Origin of the sequence: Streptomyces sp. IMTB 2501, from assembly GCF_001953885.1 — a bacterium.
Classification (GTDB): domain Bacteria; phylum Actinomycetota; class Actinomycetes; order Streptomycetales; family Streptomycetaceae; genus Streptomyces.
Window position 1 is genome coordinate 29,517 of the sequence record NZ_MQUS01000029.1, and the last position, 17,327, is coordinate 46,843.

19 protein-coding genes and 4 pseudogenes are annotated in these 17,327 nt (G+C 69.8%); 14 read left to right on the plus strand and 9 right to left on the minus strand.

What is annotated here, in order from left to right:
- Positions 1-88 precede the first annotated feature (88 nt).
- From AV521_RS36030 to AV521_RS36050, 5 genes are all read left to right on the plus strand, one after another.
- A complete protein-coding gene (locus tag AV521_RS36030) occupies positions 89-667 on the plus strand; it encodes a dihydrofolate reductase family protein (protein ID WP_079249565.1) in 579 nt (192 codons plus the stop codon).
- A gap of 272 nt (positions 668-939) precedes the next feature.
- Positions 940-2,109, plus strand: coding sequence for a sensor histidine kinase (locus tag AV521_RS36035; protein WP_256725808.1), 1,170 nt, complete (start codon positions 940-942; stop codon positions 2,107-2,109).
- Positions 2,106-2,765, plus strand: coding sequence for a response regulator transcription factor (locus AV521_RS36040; protein WP_076094675.1), 660 nt, complete (start codon positions 2,106-2,108; stop codon positions 2,763-2,765). Before AV521_RS36035 ends, AV521_RS36040 begins: the two co-directional genes overlap by 4 nt.
- 112 nt (positions 2,766-2,877) lie before the next feature.
- Positions 2,878-3,516 carry a GPP34 family phosphoprotein gene (locus AV521_RS36045; RefSeq protein WP_076094677.1) on the plus strand — a complete coding sequence of 213 codons (639 nt, stop codon included), beginning with the start codon at positions 2,878-2,880 and terminating at the stop codon, positions 3,514-3,516.
- A gap of 26 nt (positions 3,517-3,542) precedes the next feature.
- Entirely contained in the window at positions 3,543-5,102 is a 1,560-nt protein-coding gene (locus AV521_RS36050; protein WP_256725809.1) for a carboxylesterase/lipase family protein, read from the plus strand.
- A 231-nt stretch (positions 5,103-5,333) separates the two neighbouring features.
- Here AV521_RS36050 and AV521_RS52940 read toward each other — a convergent pair whose 3' ends face one another.
- Both AV521_RS52940 and AV521_RS52945 read right to left on the minus strand, forming a co-directional pair.
- Entirely contained in the window at positions 5,334-5,840 is a 507-nt protein-coding gene (locus AV521_RS52940; protein ID WP_256725810.1) for a cation transporter, read from the minus strand.
- Positions 5,833-6,563: pseudogene (locus AV521_RS52945) on the minus strand (helix-turn-helix domain-containing protein); the annotation flags it as partial. The pseudogene AV521_RS52945 and the gene AV521_RS52940, both read right to left, overlap by 8 nt.
- A gap of 210 nt (positions 6,564-6,773) precedes the next feature.
- Here AV521_RS52945 and AV521_RS49650 point away from each other — a divergent pair.
- From AV521_RS49650 to AV521_RS36075, 3 genes are read left to right on the plus strand one after another with little or no spacing between them, the layout of a single operon-like run.
- Positions 6,774-6,986, plus strand: a complete 213-nt coding sequence (locus tag AV521_RS49650; RefSeq protein ID WP_076094681.1) for a hypothetical protein — start codon at positions 6,774-6,776, stop codon at positions 6,984-6,986.
- Complete coding sequence (locus AV521_RS36070) at positions 6,983-7,633, plus strand: TetR/AcrR family transcriptional regulator (protein WP_076094683.1); 651 nt, start codon at positions 6,983-6,985, stop codon at positions 7,631-7,633. The genes AV521_RS49650 and AV521_RS36070 overlap by 4 nt, the downstream gene beginning before the upstream one ends.
- The gene (locus tag AV521_RS36075) at positions 7,630-8,412 is read left to right on the plus strand and encodes a nitroreductase family deazaflavin-dependent oxidoreductase (protein WP_076094684.1); all 783 of its coding nucleotides are present in this window, start codon (positions 7,630-7,632) and stop codon (positions 8,410-8,412) included. The genes AV521_RS36070 and AV521_RS36075 overlap by 4 nt, the downstream gene beginning before the upstream one ends.
- Before the next feature lie 142 nt (positions 8,413-8,554).
- Here the strand turns inward: AV521_RS36075 and AV521_RS36080 are convergent, their stop codons facing one another.
- The 4 genes from AV521_RS36080 to AV521_RS36095 all read right to left on the minus strand — a co-directional run bounded on the left by AV521_RS36080 (position 8,555) and on the right by AV521_RS36095 (position 10,453).
- Positions 8,555-8,794 (minus strand): alpha/beta hydrolase, encoded by a 240-nt coding sequence (locus tag AV521_RS36080; protein WP_371917094.1) that lies wholly within the window; start codon positions 8,792-8,794, stop codon positions 8,555-8,557.
- A 175-nt stretch (positions 8,795-8,969) separates the two neighbouring features.
- On the minus strand, positions 8,970-9,794 hold the full coding sequence (locus AV521_RS36085) for a hypothetical protein (protein ID WP_076094686.1): 825 nt from the start codon (positions 9,792-9,794) through the stop codon (positions 8,970-8,972).
- Between the two features lie 113 nt (positions 9,795-9,907).
- Positions 9,908-10,150 carry a hypothetical protein gene (locus AV521_RS36090; RefSeq protein ID WP_076094688.1) on the minus strand — a complete coding sequence of 81 codons (243 nt, stop codon included), beginning with the start codon at positions 10,148-10,150 and terminating at the stop codon, positions 9,908-9,910.
- An 18-nt stretch (positions 10,151-10,168) separates the two neighbouring features.
- Positions 10,169-10,453 (minus strand): hypothetical protein, encoded by a 285-nt coding sequence (locus AV521_RS36095; protein WP_076094793.1) that lies wholly within the window; start codon positions 10,451-10,453, stop codon positions 10,169-10,171.
- Positions 10,454-11,053: 600 nt separating this feature from the next.
- On the opposite strand from AV521_RS36095, the gene AV521_RS36100 reads away from it, so the two are divergent.
- Positions 11,054-11,287, plus strand: a complete 234-nt coding sequence (locus tag AV521_RS36100; RefSeq protein WP_143658708.1) for a hypothetical protein — start codon at positions 11,054-11,056, stop codon at positions 11,285-11,287.
- 575 nt (positions 11,288-11,862) lie between these two features.
- Positions 11,863-12,711, plus strand: a pseudogene (locus AV521_RS36105) (IS5 family transposase).
- A 467-nt stretch (positions 12,712-13,178) separates the two neighbouring features.
- On the opposite strand, the gene AV521_RS36115 reads toward AV521_RS36105, so the two are convergent.
- Positions 13,179-13,832: a GNAT family N-acetyltransferase gene (locus AV521_RS36115; RefSeq protein ID WP_076094794.1), complete on the minus strand. Its 654-nt coding sequence runs from the start codon at positions 13,830-13,832 to the stop codon at positions 13,179-13,181.
- Positions 13,833-14,167: 335 nt separating this feature from the next.
- A complete protein-coding gene (locus AV521_RS51495) occupies positions 14,168-14,575 on the minus strand; it encodes a hypothetical protein (RefSeq protein WP_256725811.1) in 408 nt (135 codons plus the stop codon).
- Between the two features lie 967 nt (positions 14,576-15,542).
- Here AV521_RS51495 and AV521_RS52950 point away from each other — a divergent pair.
- The 3 genes and pseudogenes from AV521_RS52950 (at position 15,543) to AV521_RS36140 (ending at position 16,245) form a co-directional block, all read left to right on the plus strand.
- The gene (locus AV521_RS52950) at positions 15,543-15,743 is read left to right on the plus strand and encodes a radical SAM protein (RefSeq protein ID WP_076094692.1); all 201 of its coding nucleotides are present in this window, start codon (positions 15,543-15,545) and stop codon (positions 15,741-15,743) included.
- Between the two features lie 136 nt (positions 15,744-15,879).
- Positions 15,880-16,044: pseudogene (locus AV521_RS52955) on the plus strand (hypothetical protein); the annotation flags it as partial.
- Positions 16,045-16,068: 24 nt separating this feature from the next.
- Complete coding sequence (locus AV521_RS36140) at positions 16,069-16,245, plus strand: hypothetical protein (RefSeq protein WP_256725812.1); 177 nt, start codon at positions 16,069-16,071, stop codon at positions 16,243-16,245.
- Between the two features lie 61 nt (positions 16,246-16,306).
- On the opposite strand, the gene AV521_RS36145 is transcribed toward AV521_RS36140, so the two are convergent.
- Positions 16,307-16,729, minus strand: coding sequence for a hypothetical protein (locus AV521_RS36145; protein ID WP_076094696.1), 423 nt, complete (start codon positions 16,727-16,729; stop codon positions 16,307-16,309).
- A 439-nt stretch (positions 16,730-17,168) separates the two neighbouring features.
- Here AV521_RS36145 and AV521_RS36150 point away from each other — a divergent pair.
- A pseudogene (locus tag AV521_RS36150) lies at positions 17,169-17,297 on the plus strand (helicase associated domain-containing protein); the annotation flags it as partial.
- Between the last annotated feature and the right edge of the window lie 30 nt (positions 17,298-17,327).

Here is a 17,327-nt window from a genome sequence, read left to right on the forward strand (position 1 = left end):
GGGCAGCATTGCCACCCCATCCACAGGTCTTGACGATTACTCCGTCTGTATCCACAACACGCCATCAACCGCACTCGAGGAGAGCACCATGACCGCTGTCTACACCTGGGACGTCTTTTCCACCCTCGACGGCTACGGCTCCTACGGCCCCGACGGCGACTGGGGCGGCTACTGGGGAAAACAGGGCCCTGAGTTCCTTGACAACCGCCTTGCCGTGATCAGCAAAGAGCAGCGGATGGTTCTCGGGGCAAACACCTTTCGGCAGTTCGTGGAGCTGCTAGGCCCGATCCCAGAGGCCGACCTCGACCCGGTGAACTCCCGGATGCGAAGCATGCCGACAACGGTGGTGTCGACGACGCTCGCAGGACCCTTCGCATGGCCGGACGTGACCGTCATGGCTGGCGACGCCGTCGACGTCGTCGCCCGGCTCAAGGAGGAGTCCGAGGTGCCGTTGCGCTCGCACGGCAGCCTGTCGTTGAACCGGGCGCTGATGGCCGCAGGGCTCGTCGACCGCGTTCAGGTGACGATCTTCCCTGTGATCAGCGGTCAGACTGGGACCGACCCGATCTTCGAGGGCGCGGCCGACTTCGACCTTGAGCTGATCGAGAGCCGGATGTTCGACGGCCACACCCAAGAGCTCATCTACCGGCCCACCCTGCACCGCTGAACACAGCTGTGCACTGCACCAGGTCCAGCAGCCGAACCTGACCTGGAGGCTCTCCCGCGGGCCGACATGCCGCACCTATCAGGAACTTGAACACGCCCTGGGCCGCCGGGGCCCCTCGCGGTGGCTGTCTGCCTGGACACGCACCTCGGAGTACTCGGCCGTGCTCCCACTCGGGACGCAACGACGCGGTCTTCTCCAGCAGCACAGCACGCAGGCCACGACGCGCCCCATCGCTGAACGGCCCGGCCGGCGCTGCTGGATAGGCTCGGGGCGTGGAGCCGATCAGCATGCAGCCGAACGACGCGTTCGCCGGAGAAGCCCGGGGCGGGCTGTCGCCCCGGGCGGCCCGGGCGTTGTGGTGGGGATCGGGCGGTCTGGTGCTCGGCGTGCTGGGCACCTCGGTGCTCGTCGCCGGTGCGGAGCACGGCCGACGCCTGCCGGTGACCGTGGTCCTGGTCCTTGCGCAGGCATGTGCCCTGCGGTGGCAGACGCGCGCACCCCTGGCCGTACTGGCCGTCAACGCGCTGACGGGCCTCGCGGTGTGGGCTCTGCTGCCCGCGGTGTCCTTGTCGGGGGCACTGCTCGCCGCGCAGGTCACGTTGTGCGTGCTGTCAGCCACCAGGTCGCGGCGCGTGTCGGCGTGGACGCTTGCGGCGATGTGTCTGCCGGCGCCGCTGGCGCTCGGGGCGGCCGGCGCCGCGGGGCCGTCGGTCTATCTGCTGGCGGTGGTCCTGGCGTGGACCGCGGGGCAGTGGCGCAGGGCACAGCAGGACCGGATACGGGCGGAGGCACGCCGGGCCGTGGTGGAGGAGCGGGCGCGGATCGCGCGCGAGGTGCACGACGTCGTGGCACACACCCTCTCAGTGATGGTCATTCAGGCGGGCGCCGCCGACGACGCGTTCGTCCAGCGGCCCGAACAGGCGCGTGAGGCGCTGCGGGCCATCGAAGCGGGTGCCCGCTCGGCCCTGGGCGAACTGCGCTTGCTGCTGCGGGCCTTCCATCCCGACGCGGGGGCGGGCGCGCCTGGGGATCAGTTGGAGCAGCAGCCCTCGCTCGCGCGTCTGCAGGAGCTGGCCGACAGCGTGCGCGCGACCGGTATCGCCGTTCACGTGCACTGCGAGGGCGCAACCGACACCCTGCCGGCCACGGTGGACCTGGCGGCATACCGGATCGTCCAGGAGGCCCTCACCAACACCGTGCGCCATGCGGCCGGTGCCGACGAAGTGAGCGTGCGAGTGACGGCCGGAGGGGAGTGCGTGAAGGTCACCGTGGTCGACAACGGCCTTACCCGGCAAGGTGGTCCGGCCACGGTGGGAGCGGGCCGCGGGCTGGTGGGGATGAAGGAGCGTGCCCGGCTCGTGGGCGGCAGCCTGCGTGCCGGGCCGTTGCCCAAAGGAGGCTTCGAGGTGACTGCGCAGTTGCCCGTGGGGGACGGGGCATGACGCTGCGCGTGGTGGTGGCCGACGACCAGGCGTTGGTCCGTACCGGGTTCCGTATGATCATCGATGCGCGGGACGACCTTGAGGTGGTCGGTGAGGCTTCCGACGGCCAGGAGGCGGTACGGCTGACCCGGGAACTGGCACCCGACGTGGTGCTGATGGACGTACGCATGCCCGTCGTGGACGGCATCGAGGCGACCCGGCAGATCGCGCTGTACGGCAGCCCGGCCAGGGTGCTCGTGCTGACCACGTGGGATGTGGACGCGCACGTCGTCGCCGCTCTGCGGGCCGGGGCGAGCGGCTTCCTGCTCAAGGACATCCGCCCCACCGAACTCGTCGATGCGATCCGCCTCACCGCGCGCGGCGACGCGCTGCTGGCGCCCACCGTGCTCAGCCGCGTCCTCGACCGGTTCCTGCGCACCACGCCCGACCCGGCACCGCCGCCCTCCCTGCAGGACCTCTCCGGTCGCGAACGGGAGGTGCTCACCCTGATCGGCCAGGCCCTGTCCAACGCCGAGATCGCCGAACGGCTGCACTTGTCGGAGGCCACGGTCAAGAACCACGTCACCGCGGTGCTGCGCAAACTGAGCCTGCGCGACCGCGTCCAGGCCGTCGTCGCCGCCTACGACCACGGCCTCGTGCAGCCGCGCCGCCCCTGACACCTGCCTCCTCCTCAAGGAGGAGGCAGGGCCACGATCCTCCTGTATTCCCAGTGCCGGACCGCTCCCACGGACGATCCAGGGGCGGAGTGGCCGGCCGTAGCGTCGACGTGTGATCGACGACCTGCCCTGCCTCATGTATCTGCTCGCCTACGACGACGCGGCCGAAGGCCCCTACGACCGCCCCCGGACCCAGCTGCTGCTTCGGGCCGCCGCCCTCGTCGACCTCGCCCTGCGCGGCCGGCTGCGGGAGGACGACGGCACGGTCACCGTCCTCGGCACCCAACCGACCGGCTCCCCCGCCCTGGACGGCATGCTGCACGACGCGGCCGGCGGCCACGGCTGGAAGCACCTCGCGCGCACCCACCGCAAGCGGACCTTGACGGAGGTGGAGGACCACCTCACCGCGGCCGGAGTCCTCACCGCGAAGGAACCCCGCACCCCCTTCGGCACCCGGCGGCTGACCCTGACCGACCGCGCCGTGCCCGCCGCCCTGCACGCCCGCATGTCCGCGGCTCTGCACGGGGACGAGCCCGTGCAGAGCCTCCCCGCCGCCGACACCGCGCTGCTGGCGCTGGCCGCGGCGGCCGGCGTCCACTCGGTCGTCTCCCGACAGGACCGCAAGATCTACCGGGCCCGTATCGACGCCTGCACGACAGCTTTCGCCGCCCTCGCGCCCGGCCTGGAGAAAGCGGTACGCGACCTGCCGACGACCATGATCGCCGCCCAGGGCGGCATGGGTGGCGGCTGACCGAACGAAACGGGGAGACGATGTTCATGCGCCGCGTCCTGACCACCCTGTGCTGCGCCCTGACCGCCGTCCTCGCGACGGCCTGGGACGCGCAACCGCCGACGCAGCCCGGCCGGCCCGATGCCGCCACGACGCTCCGCACCCACGACGGCCTCGTGCGGGGCGCCGCCCACGACGGCTACCGCACCTTCGAGGGCATCCCCTACGCCGCACCTCCGATCGGCAGGCTCCGCTGGGCGCCGCCCCAGCATGCCGCCCCCTGGCACGGGGTCCGGGACGCGACCCGTCCCTCGAACGCCTGCCCGCAGCCGGCCGGTGAGGTGCCCGGCGGCAGCACCGACGAGGACTGCCTCCGCCTGAACGTCACCACGCCCGACGGCGCGCGACCGGCACACTCCCGGCCGGTGATCGTGTGGCTGCACGGCGGCGGCTTCACCACCGGAGCGGGCTCCTCCTACGACGCCCACCGCATGGCCACCCGTGGCGACGTCGTGGTCGTCACCGTCAACTACCGCCTCGGAGCACTCGGTTTCCTCGCCCACAGTGCACTGCCCGGCTCCGGCACCTTCGGCCTGGCCGACCAGCAGGCGGCGCTGCGCTGGGTCCGCGCCGAGATCGGCGCCTTCGGCGGCGACGCGCACAACGTCACACTGGCCGGCGAGTCGGCCGGCGGCTACAGCGTCTGCGCCCAACTCGCCTCACCCGCCGCCGCGGGCCTCTTCGACCGGGCGATCATCGAGAGCGGCCCGTGCACCGGCCGCGCCGGCCGACCGTTCGCCCCGTCCTCCGTCCCGCTGTCCACGGCACGTACCGCGGGCGCGGACCTCACGGCGAAGGTCGGCTGCAACTCCGCACACGACGTCATGCGCTGCCTGCGGCGTGTGTCCGTCGCCCGCCTGCTCAAAGCCCAGGCCACCGACCAGCAGCCCGCGTACGCCACGCCTCTGCTGCCGCGTGACCCCGCGGCGGCCATCGCCGGCGGTCGCTTTCACCACGTGCCCGTACTCCTCGGCAACACCCACGACGAGGGCAACGGCTGGGCCGCCGGGATCATCCGGGCCGGCCACCCCGTCACCCCTGACACCTGGCCCGATGTCGCAGCCACCTTCTTCCCTGCCGCGGGGGAAGCGAAGGCGATCGTCCGCGCATACCCGGTGCACCCCACCGACGGCGGCCCGGTCTTCGGCGCGGTCATCGGCGACGCCGACTTCGCCTGCCCCACCGCGCGCACGGACACCCTCCTCGCCGCCCAAGTGCCCGTCTGGCGCTACGAGTTCGCCGACCGGCATGCCCCGCCGCTCACCCCCGGCACGCCACCGTTCCCGCTCGGCGCACCACACGCGAGCGAACTGCCCTACCTGTTCGACCTCGGCGGCCGCCCCCGCAGCCTGACAGCGGCACAGCACCGCCTGGCCAACACCATGATCGACTACTGGACCCGCTTCGCCGGGACCGCCGACCCCAACGGCCCGTCCTCACCGCACTGGTCCCGCCAGACGACACAGTCCCTGGCACCCGACCACATCGTCCCCACACACACGACCCAGACCCGCCACCACTGCACGTTCTGGAACGCCCTCGGTTGACCACCGGGACAACCACCGCCGAGGACCCCGCCCAACCGCACGACTGGTCCGCGGCCCACCACAAACCCGCCCCCGCCCGCCACCGCACCGGCGACCCCATCCCACTTCATCGACACGACCCGTAGCACCGGAACCACCGACTCACCGGTGCAACCTGCGCGACTGGACACTGCTCATGGCCACACCAGCGCGGCCATCGTCCCGTCCACTCACCCGTCCCGGTGCCGGCGGTCAGTGCTCGGCGGAGAAGATCTCCCGTACCTCGCGGAGTGCGTAGTAGACCAGCACGTACCCGGCGGCCGGGTCGGCCCACCACCAGCCGACGGTTGCATTGAGGACCAGGCCGAGAAGGACGGCGGCGGCCAGCAGAGTGTCGATCAAGGTGACGCGGCCCTCGGTCTTCAGCACGGGGTTGTCAAGCGCGGCGCCGGTGCGGGCCTTGCCCGCGGCGAGGGCGAACATCACGGCCGCGGTGATCGCCGTCCAGCCGATGCCGAGCGGCGAGTGGTGCGGGTGGTAGCCGGTGGCCAGCACCCACGTGGACTGCACCAGCACGTAGACGGCGAGCGCAGCGAAGCCGACCCCGATCAACTTGAGGGCGCGCCGCTGGCGCTCCTCGCCCGTGCCGGACAGTTCCCAGACCACCACGGTCGACGCGCCGATCCCGATCAGCGAGTCCAGGCCGAACCCTGCCAGCGCCACCGACTTCGCGGAGATCGCCGCGATGGCGAGCACCACGATGCCGACGACGTTCCAGGCTGTCGTCGCCGAGGCTGTAACAGCCGTGAAAGTAGCGGATGCCGTGGGTGCGGTGGTAGGTGGCGGGCAGCCGGTCGGGGTGCTTGGCCCTGGCCCCAGCAGGTGCCGTGGCAGGGCCGGATGGACAGCGGTCCGAACTGGTCGAAGGCGAAAGCACCGGTCAGCAAAGCGGCGGGTCACCCTCTCGGTGCGGTCCGGTTTGGCGTCGGCGTCCGGATCCCTTGTCTCCTTCCAGGTGCGGGTGCGCTGGAGGGAGATGTGGTGGCGGTGCAGCAGCGCCCGCAGCCGCTCGCGGCCTATGGTCACCCGGCGTATGCCGGCCGGCGGGTGGCTGAGGTGGTCGGCGAGCTTGCGCAGGCTCCAGTGGGTGAACGGCCTGTCTAACGCCCTGGGCCGGGTGCTCGCGACCTGGACGATGTACGCCTCGTCGTCGGCGGTGATCCGGCGCGGACGGCCGCCGGCCCACTTCGGGTCCAGGCAGCCGGGGCCGCGCTCGTCGAACGCATGGATCACATCCCGGACGGTGTCCGGGTCGGCGGCGACCAGCGCGGCGATCTCCTTGTTGGTGTTGCCCGACGCCGACGCCATGATGATCAACGCGCGGCGGACCTTGATCGTGCTGCGCCGGCCGCGCCGCGCGATGCGCTGCAGCGTACGTCCCTCCTCGTCCGTCAGCCTGCGGGCGCGTACCGGCTCGGCCATCGCAGGCTCCTCCTAGAAGCAGAAAGCAGAGATCTGCGCCTCACCGGAAACCGAGATCACCGCACCTCGGCCCGGTTGAGGCTCGCGGTCAACGCCGCAGCGGCCCCCTGATCTATCCACGAGCGTCGCTGGACTGTCTTGACAGTGTTATGAACGCACGCTCATTATGAAGTTATGGGCGTGCGCTCATAACACTCGCAGGGAGGATGCATGCGGTTGAGGCTGCGACGGGACCTGGTCATCGCGGGGTCCGCGATTGCGGTGGTCGTGCTCGTGCACGTCCTGCTGACCTTGGAAATCGTGCGGGTGGGCCAGCGGTGGCTCGGCGGCATCGCCATCGGGCTACTGGTCGCTGTCGTGGCCGCCCTGCACGCGGCCGCCTTCCGCCGGCTTACCGTGCGCCGTGGACGGAGGTCGCCGTGAGCAGACCACTGCCCGCCCGCATCCAGGCCGCAACGGGCGGCGACACCGAGGCCGTACGCGAGCACATTCTCACCGCCGCCTACCAGGTCGTCGCCCGGGACGGGCTCACCGCCGCCTCGACCCGGGCCATCGCCGAGGAAGCCGGCCTGGCCGGCGGCACACTGTACAACTACTTCGGCAACCGGGTCGGGCTCGTGGCCGCAGCGATCGTCCACCGTGCGCGCGCCCTTACCGACCCCGTCGCCGATCTGCCCGCCCGGGCCGGAACCGGCAGTCTCGCCGAGAACCTGGAGTACTTCGCCGACCAGGCGTCGGCGGTGCTCGGCGAGTTGGTGCCCCTCTTCGCCGCCGCGTTCTCGGACACCGCGCTGCTGGCGGAGGTCCGCCGCCGGATGGCGGAGGTCGGCATGCTGCGCGACCCGGCCACAGCCGTCGTGCACTACCTCGTCGCGGAGCGTCGTCTCGGCCGCATCGCCACCGACGCGGACTGTACGGCCGCCGCGTCGATCGTCGTGAGCATGTGCCACGACGACGCCTTTCAGAACTATCTGCACGGGGCCGGCGCACGGCGGCGGTCCCGGCGGCGGGAGATCGAGCTGGTCGTGCGCTCGCTGACCGGCCCTCAACCCCCAAGGAGTCGAAAATGATCTACCTTGCGATAGCTGTGGCCGCAGTCGCAGTGCTGGCGCTGCTCGTGCTCGCGGTCGTCTACCGCGTGCTGAAGGCCGCCCACAGCAGGCCGACCGGCGTCTCGCCGCACCAGCACAGCCGCTTCGACCGGGCGGTGCTCTCCCAGGTGACGCGCACCATCAGGCTCCTGGTCCGCTCCGGCGTCCGCCTCGGCCCGGTGATGATGCTGACCGTGCGCGGCCGCACAAGCGGACAGCCGCGCACCAACCCGGTGGATCTGTTCGAACGCGACGGACACCGGTGGCTCGTCGCTACCCACGACGCGGACGCGCAGTGGGTGCGCAACCTCCGCGCGGCCGGCGAGGGATCAGTCTCCCGCGGACGCCGAAACTACGCCTTCACCGCGGTGGAATTGCCGCAGGATGAAGCCGCGGCGGTACTGCGGAAGGTCCTGGGGCCCCGGCTGGCCCGGCCCATCGGCGGCTTCGTCCTGCGCCGGACACTCGCCCTGCCGCCCCACGCCACGCCCCAGGCGTTCACCGCGGCCGCCGCAGAGCACCCCGTGTTCGAACTCACCCTGCGCGGCGCGGGCGAGCAGCAGGAGCGGCCCCTCGCACGGCGGCCGGTCAACGTCCCCGCCCTCACCATCGGCGCCGGCACCCTGGTCACTCTCACCCACGTCGCCCTGGGGGCAAGCGGCGTGATGACCACCGGGCAGTGGGCGAGCGGAGTCGTCATCGGCCTGCTGGTGGCCGGACTCGGCAACCACCTGCGGATCTTCGGACACCGATCCTGAAGCCCCGGGGCACCGGCCCACGGAGGTATTCAGGCAGCACCGGTCGTTGACCCGCTCCTCGGCAGGATGAGTCGCCGCGAACGCCCGCATCCGATCCGAACGCCAGCACCCCTGGGGCCGACCCCGCCGCACAGCAGCATGATCAACCCACCCGGCACACATTCGCGGTCAACGCACTAGCGGCAGTACACGTCCCCGTCGGGTAGTTGACCGGTGGCCAGGAAGCCGGAGACGGTGCGGTCGCCGCAGGCGTTGCCGTTGGCGAGAGGTAGGCGTTGTGGCCGGTGGAGTCGACGGTGACCAAGACGGCGCGTGTGCCGAAGGCCCGGCGGAGTTCCAGGGCGCCGCTGAGCGGAGTGGCCACATCACGGGCGTTCTGCACGAGCAGGATGTCGGATGGGCCTTGGCCGGTGATCCGAGTGGGAGATCGTGGCGCGCTCAATTCTGGGGTGCGTCCTGGGAGTCCGGTTGCCGCCTCCTCCGGAGCCGTACCGGGTGACCGAGCTGTAGCGGGACATGCCGGAAGGGCCCGACCGCACTCGCGGTCGGGCCCTTGGTCATGCGGCTGGAGGTTCCTCCGTCTCCGGTGGTGCGGCTCGGTCGTCGATGACGATGCGGACGGGCGTTCCGTCGCCGCCGCGGCTGGGCTTGCTGATGATCTCCTGCAATGCTGCGGTGATCTTCTGCCGGATGTGGTCGGCGATGGCCCGGGTCACGGGGTTACCGGTCGTCTCTGCCACCTGGCCGAGGCTGGTGATGGCGGCTACGAGGCTGGGTCCGGAGAAGCGGACGCTGACGAATCCGTCGTGGTCTTCGACCTTGCCGGGGATGTGGAAGTGCTGTTCGTTTCCGGCGACTTGGATGAGGAAGGCCCAGGTGTCACGGTGGGCTTCGACAGTGGCGTGGGCGACGCCCGCGGCGGCGCGGAGGATGTCCGGATCGGGTTCGGCAGGGCCGGGGGCCTCAGCCTCCGAGTACAGTTCCAACGCCGCAGGCTCGGGTCGTGTCGGCGGTGAGGGATCCGCGGCAGGCTCGGGCTCGGGTGGGCTGTCGGTTTCCGGTACGGCCGGCGTGCTGGCGGCCTGCGCCCGGAGTTGGCTGTCGACTTGGGCGATGGTGCCGCGGATGGCGACGAGTTCGTTGCCGATGTGGGCGAGTGGCCCGGAGGTGATGTCGTTGGTGCGGGCCATGGCGTCGCGGGCGACGGCCCGGATTTCGGCGAGGCCGGTGGTGATGGCGGCGGTGGTGTCCTGCCGGATCTGGTCGATCGTGTGCTGCTGGTCAGAGACCTGCTGCTTGATTGCGGCGAGGTTGGCTGTGATCTGGGTGAGCTGGTGGCTGATCTGCCGGATGGACTCCCTGTCTGCGTTGCCGAATGGCACGTTCCCCCCTCATGGTCACTAGTGACCTGGAACAGGGTGGAGTCGGGCCAACCTGGCGACAAGGATGCGATTCGGACACATGGCGGGCCCCGCACGGGTGCGGTCGAGGCTGTTCAGTGCCGGGGCTGGATGTCGTAGATCCGGACGGTCTGCTTGTCCTCGTTGACGGCGAGGATTGCGATCACGAGGGGCCGGACGAGGATGCGGTGGCTTCCGTCGTCGATGCCGTAGGGCTCGGTTTCGATGAACGGCTCGTGGCAGACGTCGGACAGCGCCATGGTGAGCTGTGCGCTGGCGTCGTCGGGGAGAGAGTCCCACACCGCCAGGAGGGTCTCGTCGCAGAGGAGCCGGTACACAGCCCCCAGCTTGTCAGGTCAGGCAGCGCCCCGTGACCTGATTCGCGCAGCATCCCCGAGAACACGCTCGGTGACGTCAACCCACTGCCCCGGGGGTTCCTCGCCACGCGCCTCAGCGGCTGCGATCTCCCGGCCGCGCTCGACAGCAGCAACGACGCGCTCCGCCCGCTCCACCCACTCAGCGAACGTCTGCAGCAGCTCGCCCTCCGGCGCACGGTTGATCTCACCGAGAAACTTCTGGGCCAGGACAGGGTTGCCGAGGGCGTCACAGATCCGCTCGATGGTCCACGGCTGCTCGCTCATCCCGGCCTCCCAAACTTTAGCGGGCTTGAGTTTCAGGCTAGCGCGATCCCGGGACCACATACCAAGAATCCTGTGGGCGAATACTGTCCGAGTACTCCACGCGGAATTGCCAGCCGGGTTCCGTACCACGTTGTCGACCGTCCGGCGAGTGGCAGCCGCGCGTCGAGCAGGGTGCCCTTCCGGTCATGTGCGGCGTACCGTCGCATCCCCCGCGAAGGGGCACCTTGGGGCTGCCTGGCCCGCTGGCTGTAGGGGTACACGCCCGCGGGCCGCCGCATGTCTGATCGTCCCGGCGTTGGGTACACGCCCGGTCGTCACGGGCCCTACGGCTACCGCATCCCGTGGCTACGGCCGGGGGCACCACGCTGCGGGAGAGCGGCAGCACCTTCCGGGACCGTACGGCCAAGGGCACTCGAAGACCCCTCGCCGGGTGATCAGCGCCGGCTTAGCAACCTGCGGCCGCTCGTCAACCCGCCCGCCCGGGATCCACGGCGTCCCGTGCGGGCGGACGGGATCGGCCTTCAGGACCAGACGCGGGCCAACCGGATGACAGCGCAGGCTACGGCCGTGCCGCGCGCTTCATCGTGCCGTTGTCCCGGCATGGAGCCTGGAGACGAGGAACTGTCGGCGCTGCTGGACGAGCCCGGCGATCTGCTGCCCTTGCTGACGTTCGGTGAAGCGCGGGCGCTGCACTACGTCGCGCACCTGCTCGGGCTGGGAGACGCTTCTGGAGCGGACGCCGCACGCGAGATGGAGATGCGCTTGGAGCGCCGGCTGAAGGTGATGTTCCCGGGCCAGGACATCTTGCTGAAGTCCGTGCAATACGACTGGTAGCAGGGCGGCGGCCGGACGGGCGAGAGCACTGACCACGCCGTGCCGTGTTGTCCTATCCCGCGTTGTCGCGGCGTGAACACATTTCGCGAAGCGCACGAGAAGCTCCTCGAGGAAGAGGGCATGTACGAGTTGCTCCTCACTGCCGATCAGGCGCGGGCCACTCTGCGCGCGCTGGAGGCCGCTGGAGACGATGTTCATGCCGCTGCCGCCCGCGACCGTCTTCAACGGCAGATTGAACGGCGGCACCCTCGACGTCGGACCCAAGACGAGGACCGGGAGGCGAGGGAACGGCGGTTGCCTCCCTAGGATCTCCCGGACGCCGACGCGTTGCAGGCCCTGGCGGTGCCCAGCAAGCGCAGGCGCCCGCTCAACCAGGCGTAAACGCACGACCGCCCCGTCCTCAATCGTCGGAGGAACGGGGCGAAACAGGCAGGCCGCGCGGCCAAGACTCCGCGCTCGGTCACACGACCGTTGGGACCATCCCCGCAGCGGGACGGTCTGCCGCCACGCAGAAACGTCACCTGCCTGCCACTATCGACCGCCTCCGCGAGGCGACCACGAACGCCGTAACCGGGGTGAGTGAACGCAAGCCGTACCCGAGCGACTTATCGGATGGGCAGTGGTCGTTGATCGAGCCGTTAGTCATCGCGTGGAAGGACCGGCACCGTTCGGCCAGTGGCCACCAGGGCGCCTATGCGATGCGGGAGATCGTGAACGCGATCCTCTACCAGGGCCGGACCGGCTGCCAGTGAGCCTGTCTCCCGCACGATCTTCTCCAGAAGAGCGCGACGTACTACTACTTCGCCGCCTGGTGGGAAGACGGGACCGACCAGGTCATCCATGAACTCCTGCGCTGCCAGGTGCGGGAGAGGCCCCGCCGATCAGAGGACCCGACCCTGGTGGTGCTGGACACCCAGAGTGTCCACGCCGCGGCCGGGGTCCCCGCCACGACGACCGGCCGGGATCCGGCCAAGCGGGTGCCGGGCCGCAAACGGGGGCTGGCCGTGGACGTCCTCGGCCTGGTCATCGGGGTGGTCGTCCTCCCCGCGAGCGCGCACGACAACGCCGCGGGCATCGCCCTGCTGGACCAGGTCGCCGAGCACGCCGACGGCACCGTCGAGAAGGCGCTGGTCGACCAGGGCTTCAAGAACCAGGTCGTCGCCCACGGCGCCCACCTGGGCATCGACGTCGAGATCGTCGAACGCAACCCGCAGGACAAGGGGTTTGTCCCGCAGTCGAAGCGGTGGAGGGTCGAGCAGGTCTACGGGATCTTGATACTGCACCGGCGCCTGGTCCGCGACTACGAGCACCGCCCGGCCTCCTCCGCCCCCTGCGTCTACTGGGCGATGACACACGTCATGACCCGACGCCTCACCCACGCGAACACCCCTACCTGGCCCGAGGCGCAGGCGGTAGTCGCGTGAACCTCCGGCCGCTGCTCGACGCGCTGGACATCCAGGAGGATGCCGCCCGAGCCCTGACCGATGACCTGCGAGGACAGATCGGCGAACTACAGGGTCGGCTGCGGGAGGCCGAGACACACCTCGAGCATCTCGTGATCACCCGGAAAACCGTCACCGGCCTTGCCGACCGGCTCCCGGCCGGCGCACCGGACCTGCCCGAGCACCCGGACTACCCCACTACCCCCGCATCCTCGCCGTCTTCAACGAGGCCACCCGACCGCTGCGGGCCCGCGACGTCTGTGAAGCCCTCGGCCACGAACCGCTGCCGAAGAACATCGAGGGCACCCGGGCCAAGCTGAAACGCCTGGTCAAGCTCGGTATCTTCGCCGAAGCCGGCACAGGCAACTTCGCCAGGAAACAGCAGTCGGCGACGCGCTGACCCACTGTCCAGCTCACCCGGAAAGAGACACCGGCCCGCGAACCTCTGCTCACATCTCCAGCCTCTGCGGCGGAACCTCGCGGACCAAACTGGTCAGCGGGCTATGGGTGCGCCACCCCAGGAACTCGTAGAGCGCCCGCCCCTCGACCGTCGCGGCCAGCACAGCAGACGAGGAGCCCGCGGCAACAGCAGCGTTCTCAAGCGTCCGCATGACGAGGCTGCCAAGTCCCTTGCGACGGTGGGCTGGCGAAGTCTCGACCTGGTCGACGACGGCGGTGCGCCCGGGACCGGGCACGGCGACCTGACCACGGGCGGCGAACGCACCGTCCTCTGTTAGCACGAGCACCCGCGTGACGCCGCCCCGCGCCCAAGTACGCACCTGGTAGCCGTCGGGGGCCACTGCGGCGGTTGTGTGCAGCAGTGCCGACATCAGGAAACCGTCGTCATCAAGGCGCCAGCCAGGCGCTGCCCATGAGGCGACAGTCCGCGGCGGCAAGAAGAGCTTGAGCCAGGTGTCCGGGACGGTAAACGTCTCCGTCAGTTTGCGGACCAGCGACTCGTCAGCATCCGGCAGCACGTGCCGGGTGACCTGGCCGGTCAGCCCGACGTCGACGGTGAAGCCCCAGGGCTCGGACACCGGCGGCGCGGCTCCACGTGAGACAACCCAGCCCTCCACCCATGAACGTACGACTTCGGCGTCCATGCGGATCCCTCCGTAATAAGTGAAGAACACGACTGCACATTACATGAGCAGCCTTGCCAAGAAGTGGCAGCCAGCGGCGCCACGAATCAGCTCTCCTGCCCCACCCGCAATCGGAAAGGGGCATCTGCCCACGAACCGCCCTCTCAGAGCCTCGGAGGGGATGCGTGGCCAGTCGGCTGGGACGCGTGCCTGGACTACCAGAACCAGTACGCCGGTCTTCACGTCTACGGACCAGGTCGACAGGATGCCCATCTGCGCGCGGGCGTCCGATGCCCCGTCTTCCACCCAGTTGCAGAAGCCGCTCATGACGTTTCGGTGCATCTGTTGTGCGTCGATCAGTGCCTTGGCGGTGTAGGGGTGGCGTGCATCGAGGGTGAGAACGCTGTGCGAGGTGATGAACCGGGCGGTGCCGCGCATGGGGTCACGTCCCATGCGATGACGGTGGGCTCGGGCGTGATGCGGGTGCGGGTTTCCCATCGCGTGGCGTGCGCACGGTGGTCGGGGTGGAAGGTGACGGGCTGGTCGCTGATCGGGAACCAGCCCGCGCGCTGCGGCTGGACGATGCGCCACAGGTCCGAGCGGTTCGCATTGCTGTCGTGGGGGCGCTGGTGGAGGAAGGCGCTGAGGGCCTGGTCGAAGTTCAGGAAGGAGGGACCGCCCCCGACCAGCAAGCCGTGGCCGGGCCGGGGAGCGTTGGGGTCCCGGTTGATGATCCACTCGGTGCGCGGCCACGGCGTGGTCACCCGGTCCGACTCTTCCTGGCCGCGCAGCCGAGAAGTGGAGGCGCTGGAGGACGGCGGGCTGAGGGAGACGACACGGATGCCGTGGACGTCCTGGTCGTCCCCCCCGCAGCAGCGCGGCGACCGTCGGGCCGGGTAGGCACAGTTCCAGGAAGGTCGCCGTGCTGTAGCGCCAGCCTCGCTCCGTCAACGGGGTGTCGTCGTCCAACGTGACCTGACCATGGTGCAGCTGCCACTGTTGCGCGTCCGCGACGAGTACCAGCCGGACGTTCACGGCGGCGCGCTCGCCGAGCATCGCCACCAGCGTGGCCGTCTCCGTCTGCCCGCCGTTCACCATGACCGGCTCCGCTCTCCCAGTAGCGCGTGGAGCCGAACCAGGCGCATCGTCACGGCCCGTGCTCCCAAGCAGGCTACGTCGTCCGCCACAACGCCAGCGCACACCCACAATCAACGAATGTGACCTACATGCGCTGCAGATGACAAGAACTGATCAGCCAACCCGAGAACCGATAAACCCGCAGCTCATGGCGCCGACCACACGGAGGAGCCCGCCCTGTCTACCAACCCGGCACCCCAGACCATGAGCACCAAACTGATCGACCCTGCTCAACCCAGCCAGACCTGATCAGGAAGACTGCTCCTGTACACCGCACTCGCCGACCTCGGACTCGACTGGGCAGCAGCCTGACGCTGCACCGCGTTATCCGGGCAAGCGTGTAACGGCGCCCCGACCACCTGGCGCAGCCCCCGGCATCTACCGGACCGGCCCGCGGTCATGGCTTCGGAGGGTTCATGTCCATGCACTCAGGTCCGATGGTCCAGAACTGGGCGAGATCCGGGACGAAGTAGTCCAGCCATACGGGACGTTGGTGCCGTCGCCGTAGCGGAAGCTTTGGGGTGAAACCGCCAGTGTCGTTCTCGTGGACAAAGCCACGTTGGCGGTGCGGCTCGCGGCGGGGCTGAGGTAGTCGTGTGGGACACGACGTACGCGTGCCCGCTGCGATGCTCGCACTGCTACAACGAATCCGGTCGGCGCCCTGCGCGGCAGCTGAGCCCGGCCGACATGCTGCGAGTCGCCGGCGCGCTGATCGATTTCGGCCCGAGGGTGGTGGCGCTGTCCGGGGCTGATCCGCTTAGCGGCCAGGCACCGCCCACAGCCAGCAGCACGTAAAGGGCCGCCGAGTACGCGGCAGCGATGAAGCAGACCACAGCACAACCGAGGTCCCCGGAACGACGCGACGGCAACGGCGGCCTCTCAGAGGACTTCCACCTCGACTGGGACAACCCGGACGTTCACCTGCCCGCACGGCATCACCAGCCCGCCCTGGAAGCCCACCCTGGGCGACGGACATACCCGACTGTCCGTCCTCTTCCCCCGCAAGGCATGCCGGGCATGCGACGACCGCCTGAAGTGCACCGGCAACGTCGACGGCAAAGGACGCCACATAAGATCACCAACTACTGCTGAAACACATCAACAAACGCTGTCCCTGAAAGTGAACGAATCCGCGGCGCCGGTGGAGGTCGCGCGGATGGATCCGCGGGCCTGGCCCGATGTGCGTGACCCGGGCTCGGTGGAGGAGATCCGGGAGGCGTTCAGCCGACGGTACTGGATCCAGTACATGCCGCACGCCGGAGCGATCGAGGTCCGTGACATCGGGAGGGCGGGCTGACCTACTCCAGGTCAGAAGTCGGGTCGCCCGGGGCGTTCTCACCCCTGGGCGACCCGACTTCTCAGCAGTGGTTGATCACCTTGCTCCACGTGCTGAAGCCGCCCGAGGTGACGTACCAGTCGTTGACGAAGCCGATATTGCCGTTGTTGTCGTCCGCGTTGAACCAGTACGTGTCACCGTGGCCGTCCGCGTCCGCAGCCCCGGTCGTCCAGCAATACAGCTTGAGCCAGGTCCCGTCGGTGTAGTGACCCGAGCCGTCCACCACACCGCTCGTGTAGTCCGGCCCGTTGTGCAGCACGAGGGAGGAGCCCGCGTCGATGCCCGTCACCTGCGCACAGTACCCACCAGGGCGGTCGGGGAACACGTTCTGGCAAGAGACGGGGTCCGCACTCGCCGGACCCGCCGTCACCACCATCACTCCGGCCGCGAGTGCGAGGCCGCCCGCAATCGCCACGCCCCGCTTCGGCCACCGCTTGGCACCCATGAAGTTCTCCGTCCTCTCGCTCTCGCCAACAGCATTGAGCACACATGCCAGGCGGGAAACCTGAGAACTCACAGGGCGCCAGCAGCCGCCTCGACACTGAAACCGCGCTTCTACTGCGACTGGCACGACGACTTCGGCACCTACACCTGGCCGCCAGCGTGGTCACCCCGTCGGTCGAACCGCAGCGCGGCGGGCGCCCGGAGGATCGTCTCCCGGGCACCCCACAGCCTCGTACTCACGACGTCGATCGCGACAGCGCCGACCGACACCGAAGACGGCCGAGAGGTGACAGCAGTCCACCCCGGCGCATCACAGCCGGGACGGGCGGCGGAGCATGGGCTGATAGATACGGATCAGGCTGCTCGCCGCCCCTGGCAACAGAGTCGGGCCAACTGGCGAGCCCCCATGCGCGCACCGGGCAGGCTGACCGTGCGCGGTCGTCGGCGAGGACGGCTGGGAGCTTCAGTTCCGCCTGGGGGCATGGGTCAGCAACCAGCGCAGCAGGGCTGCCACGTTGTCACCGGAGCGGGTGGAGCAGCTGTTCGGGATCGGGATGTGGTGGGCCTAGCAGGAGGGGTTCGGATATCCGCGAGGCCAC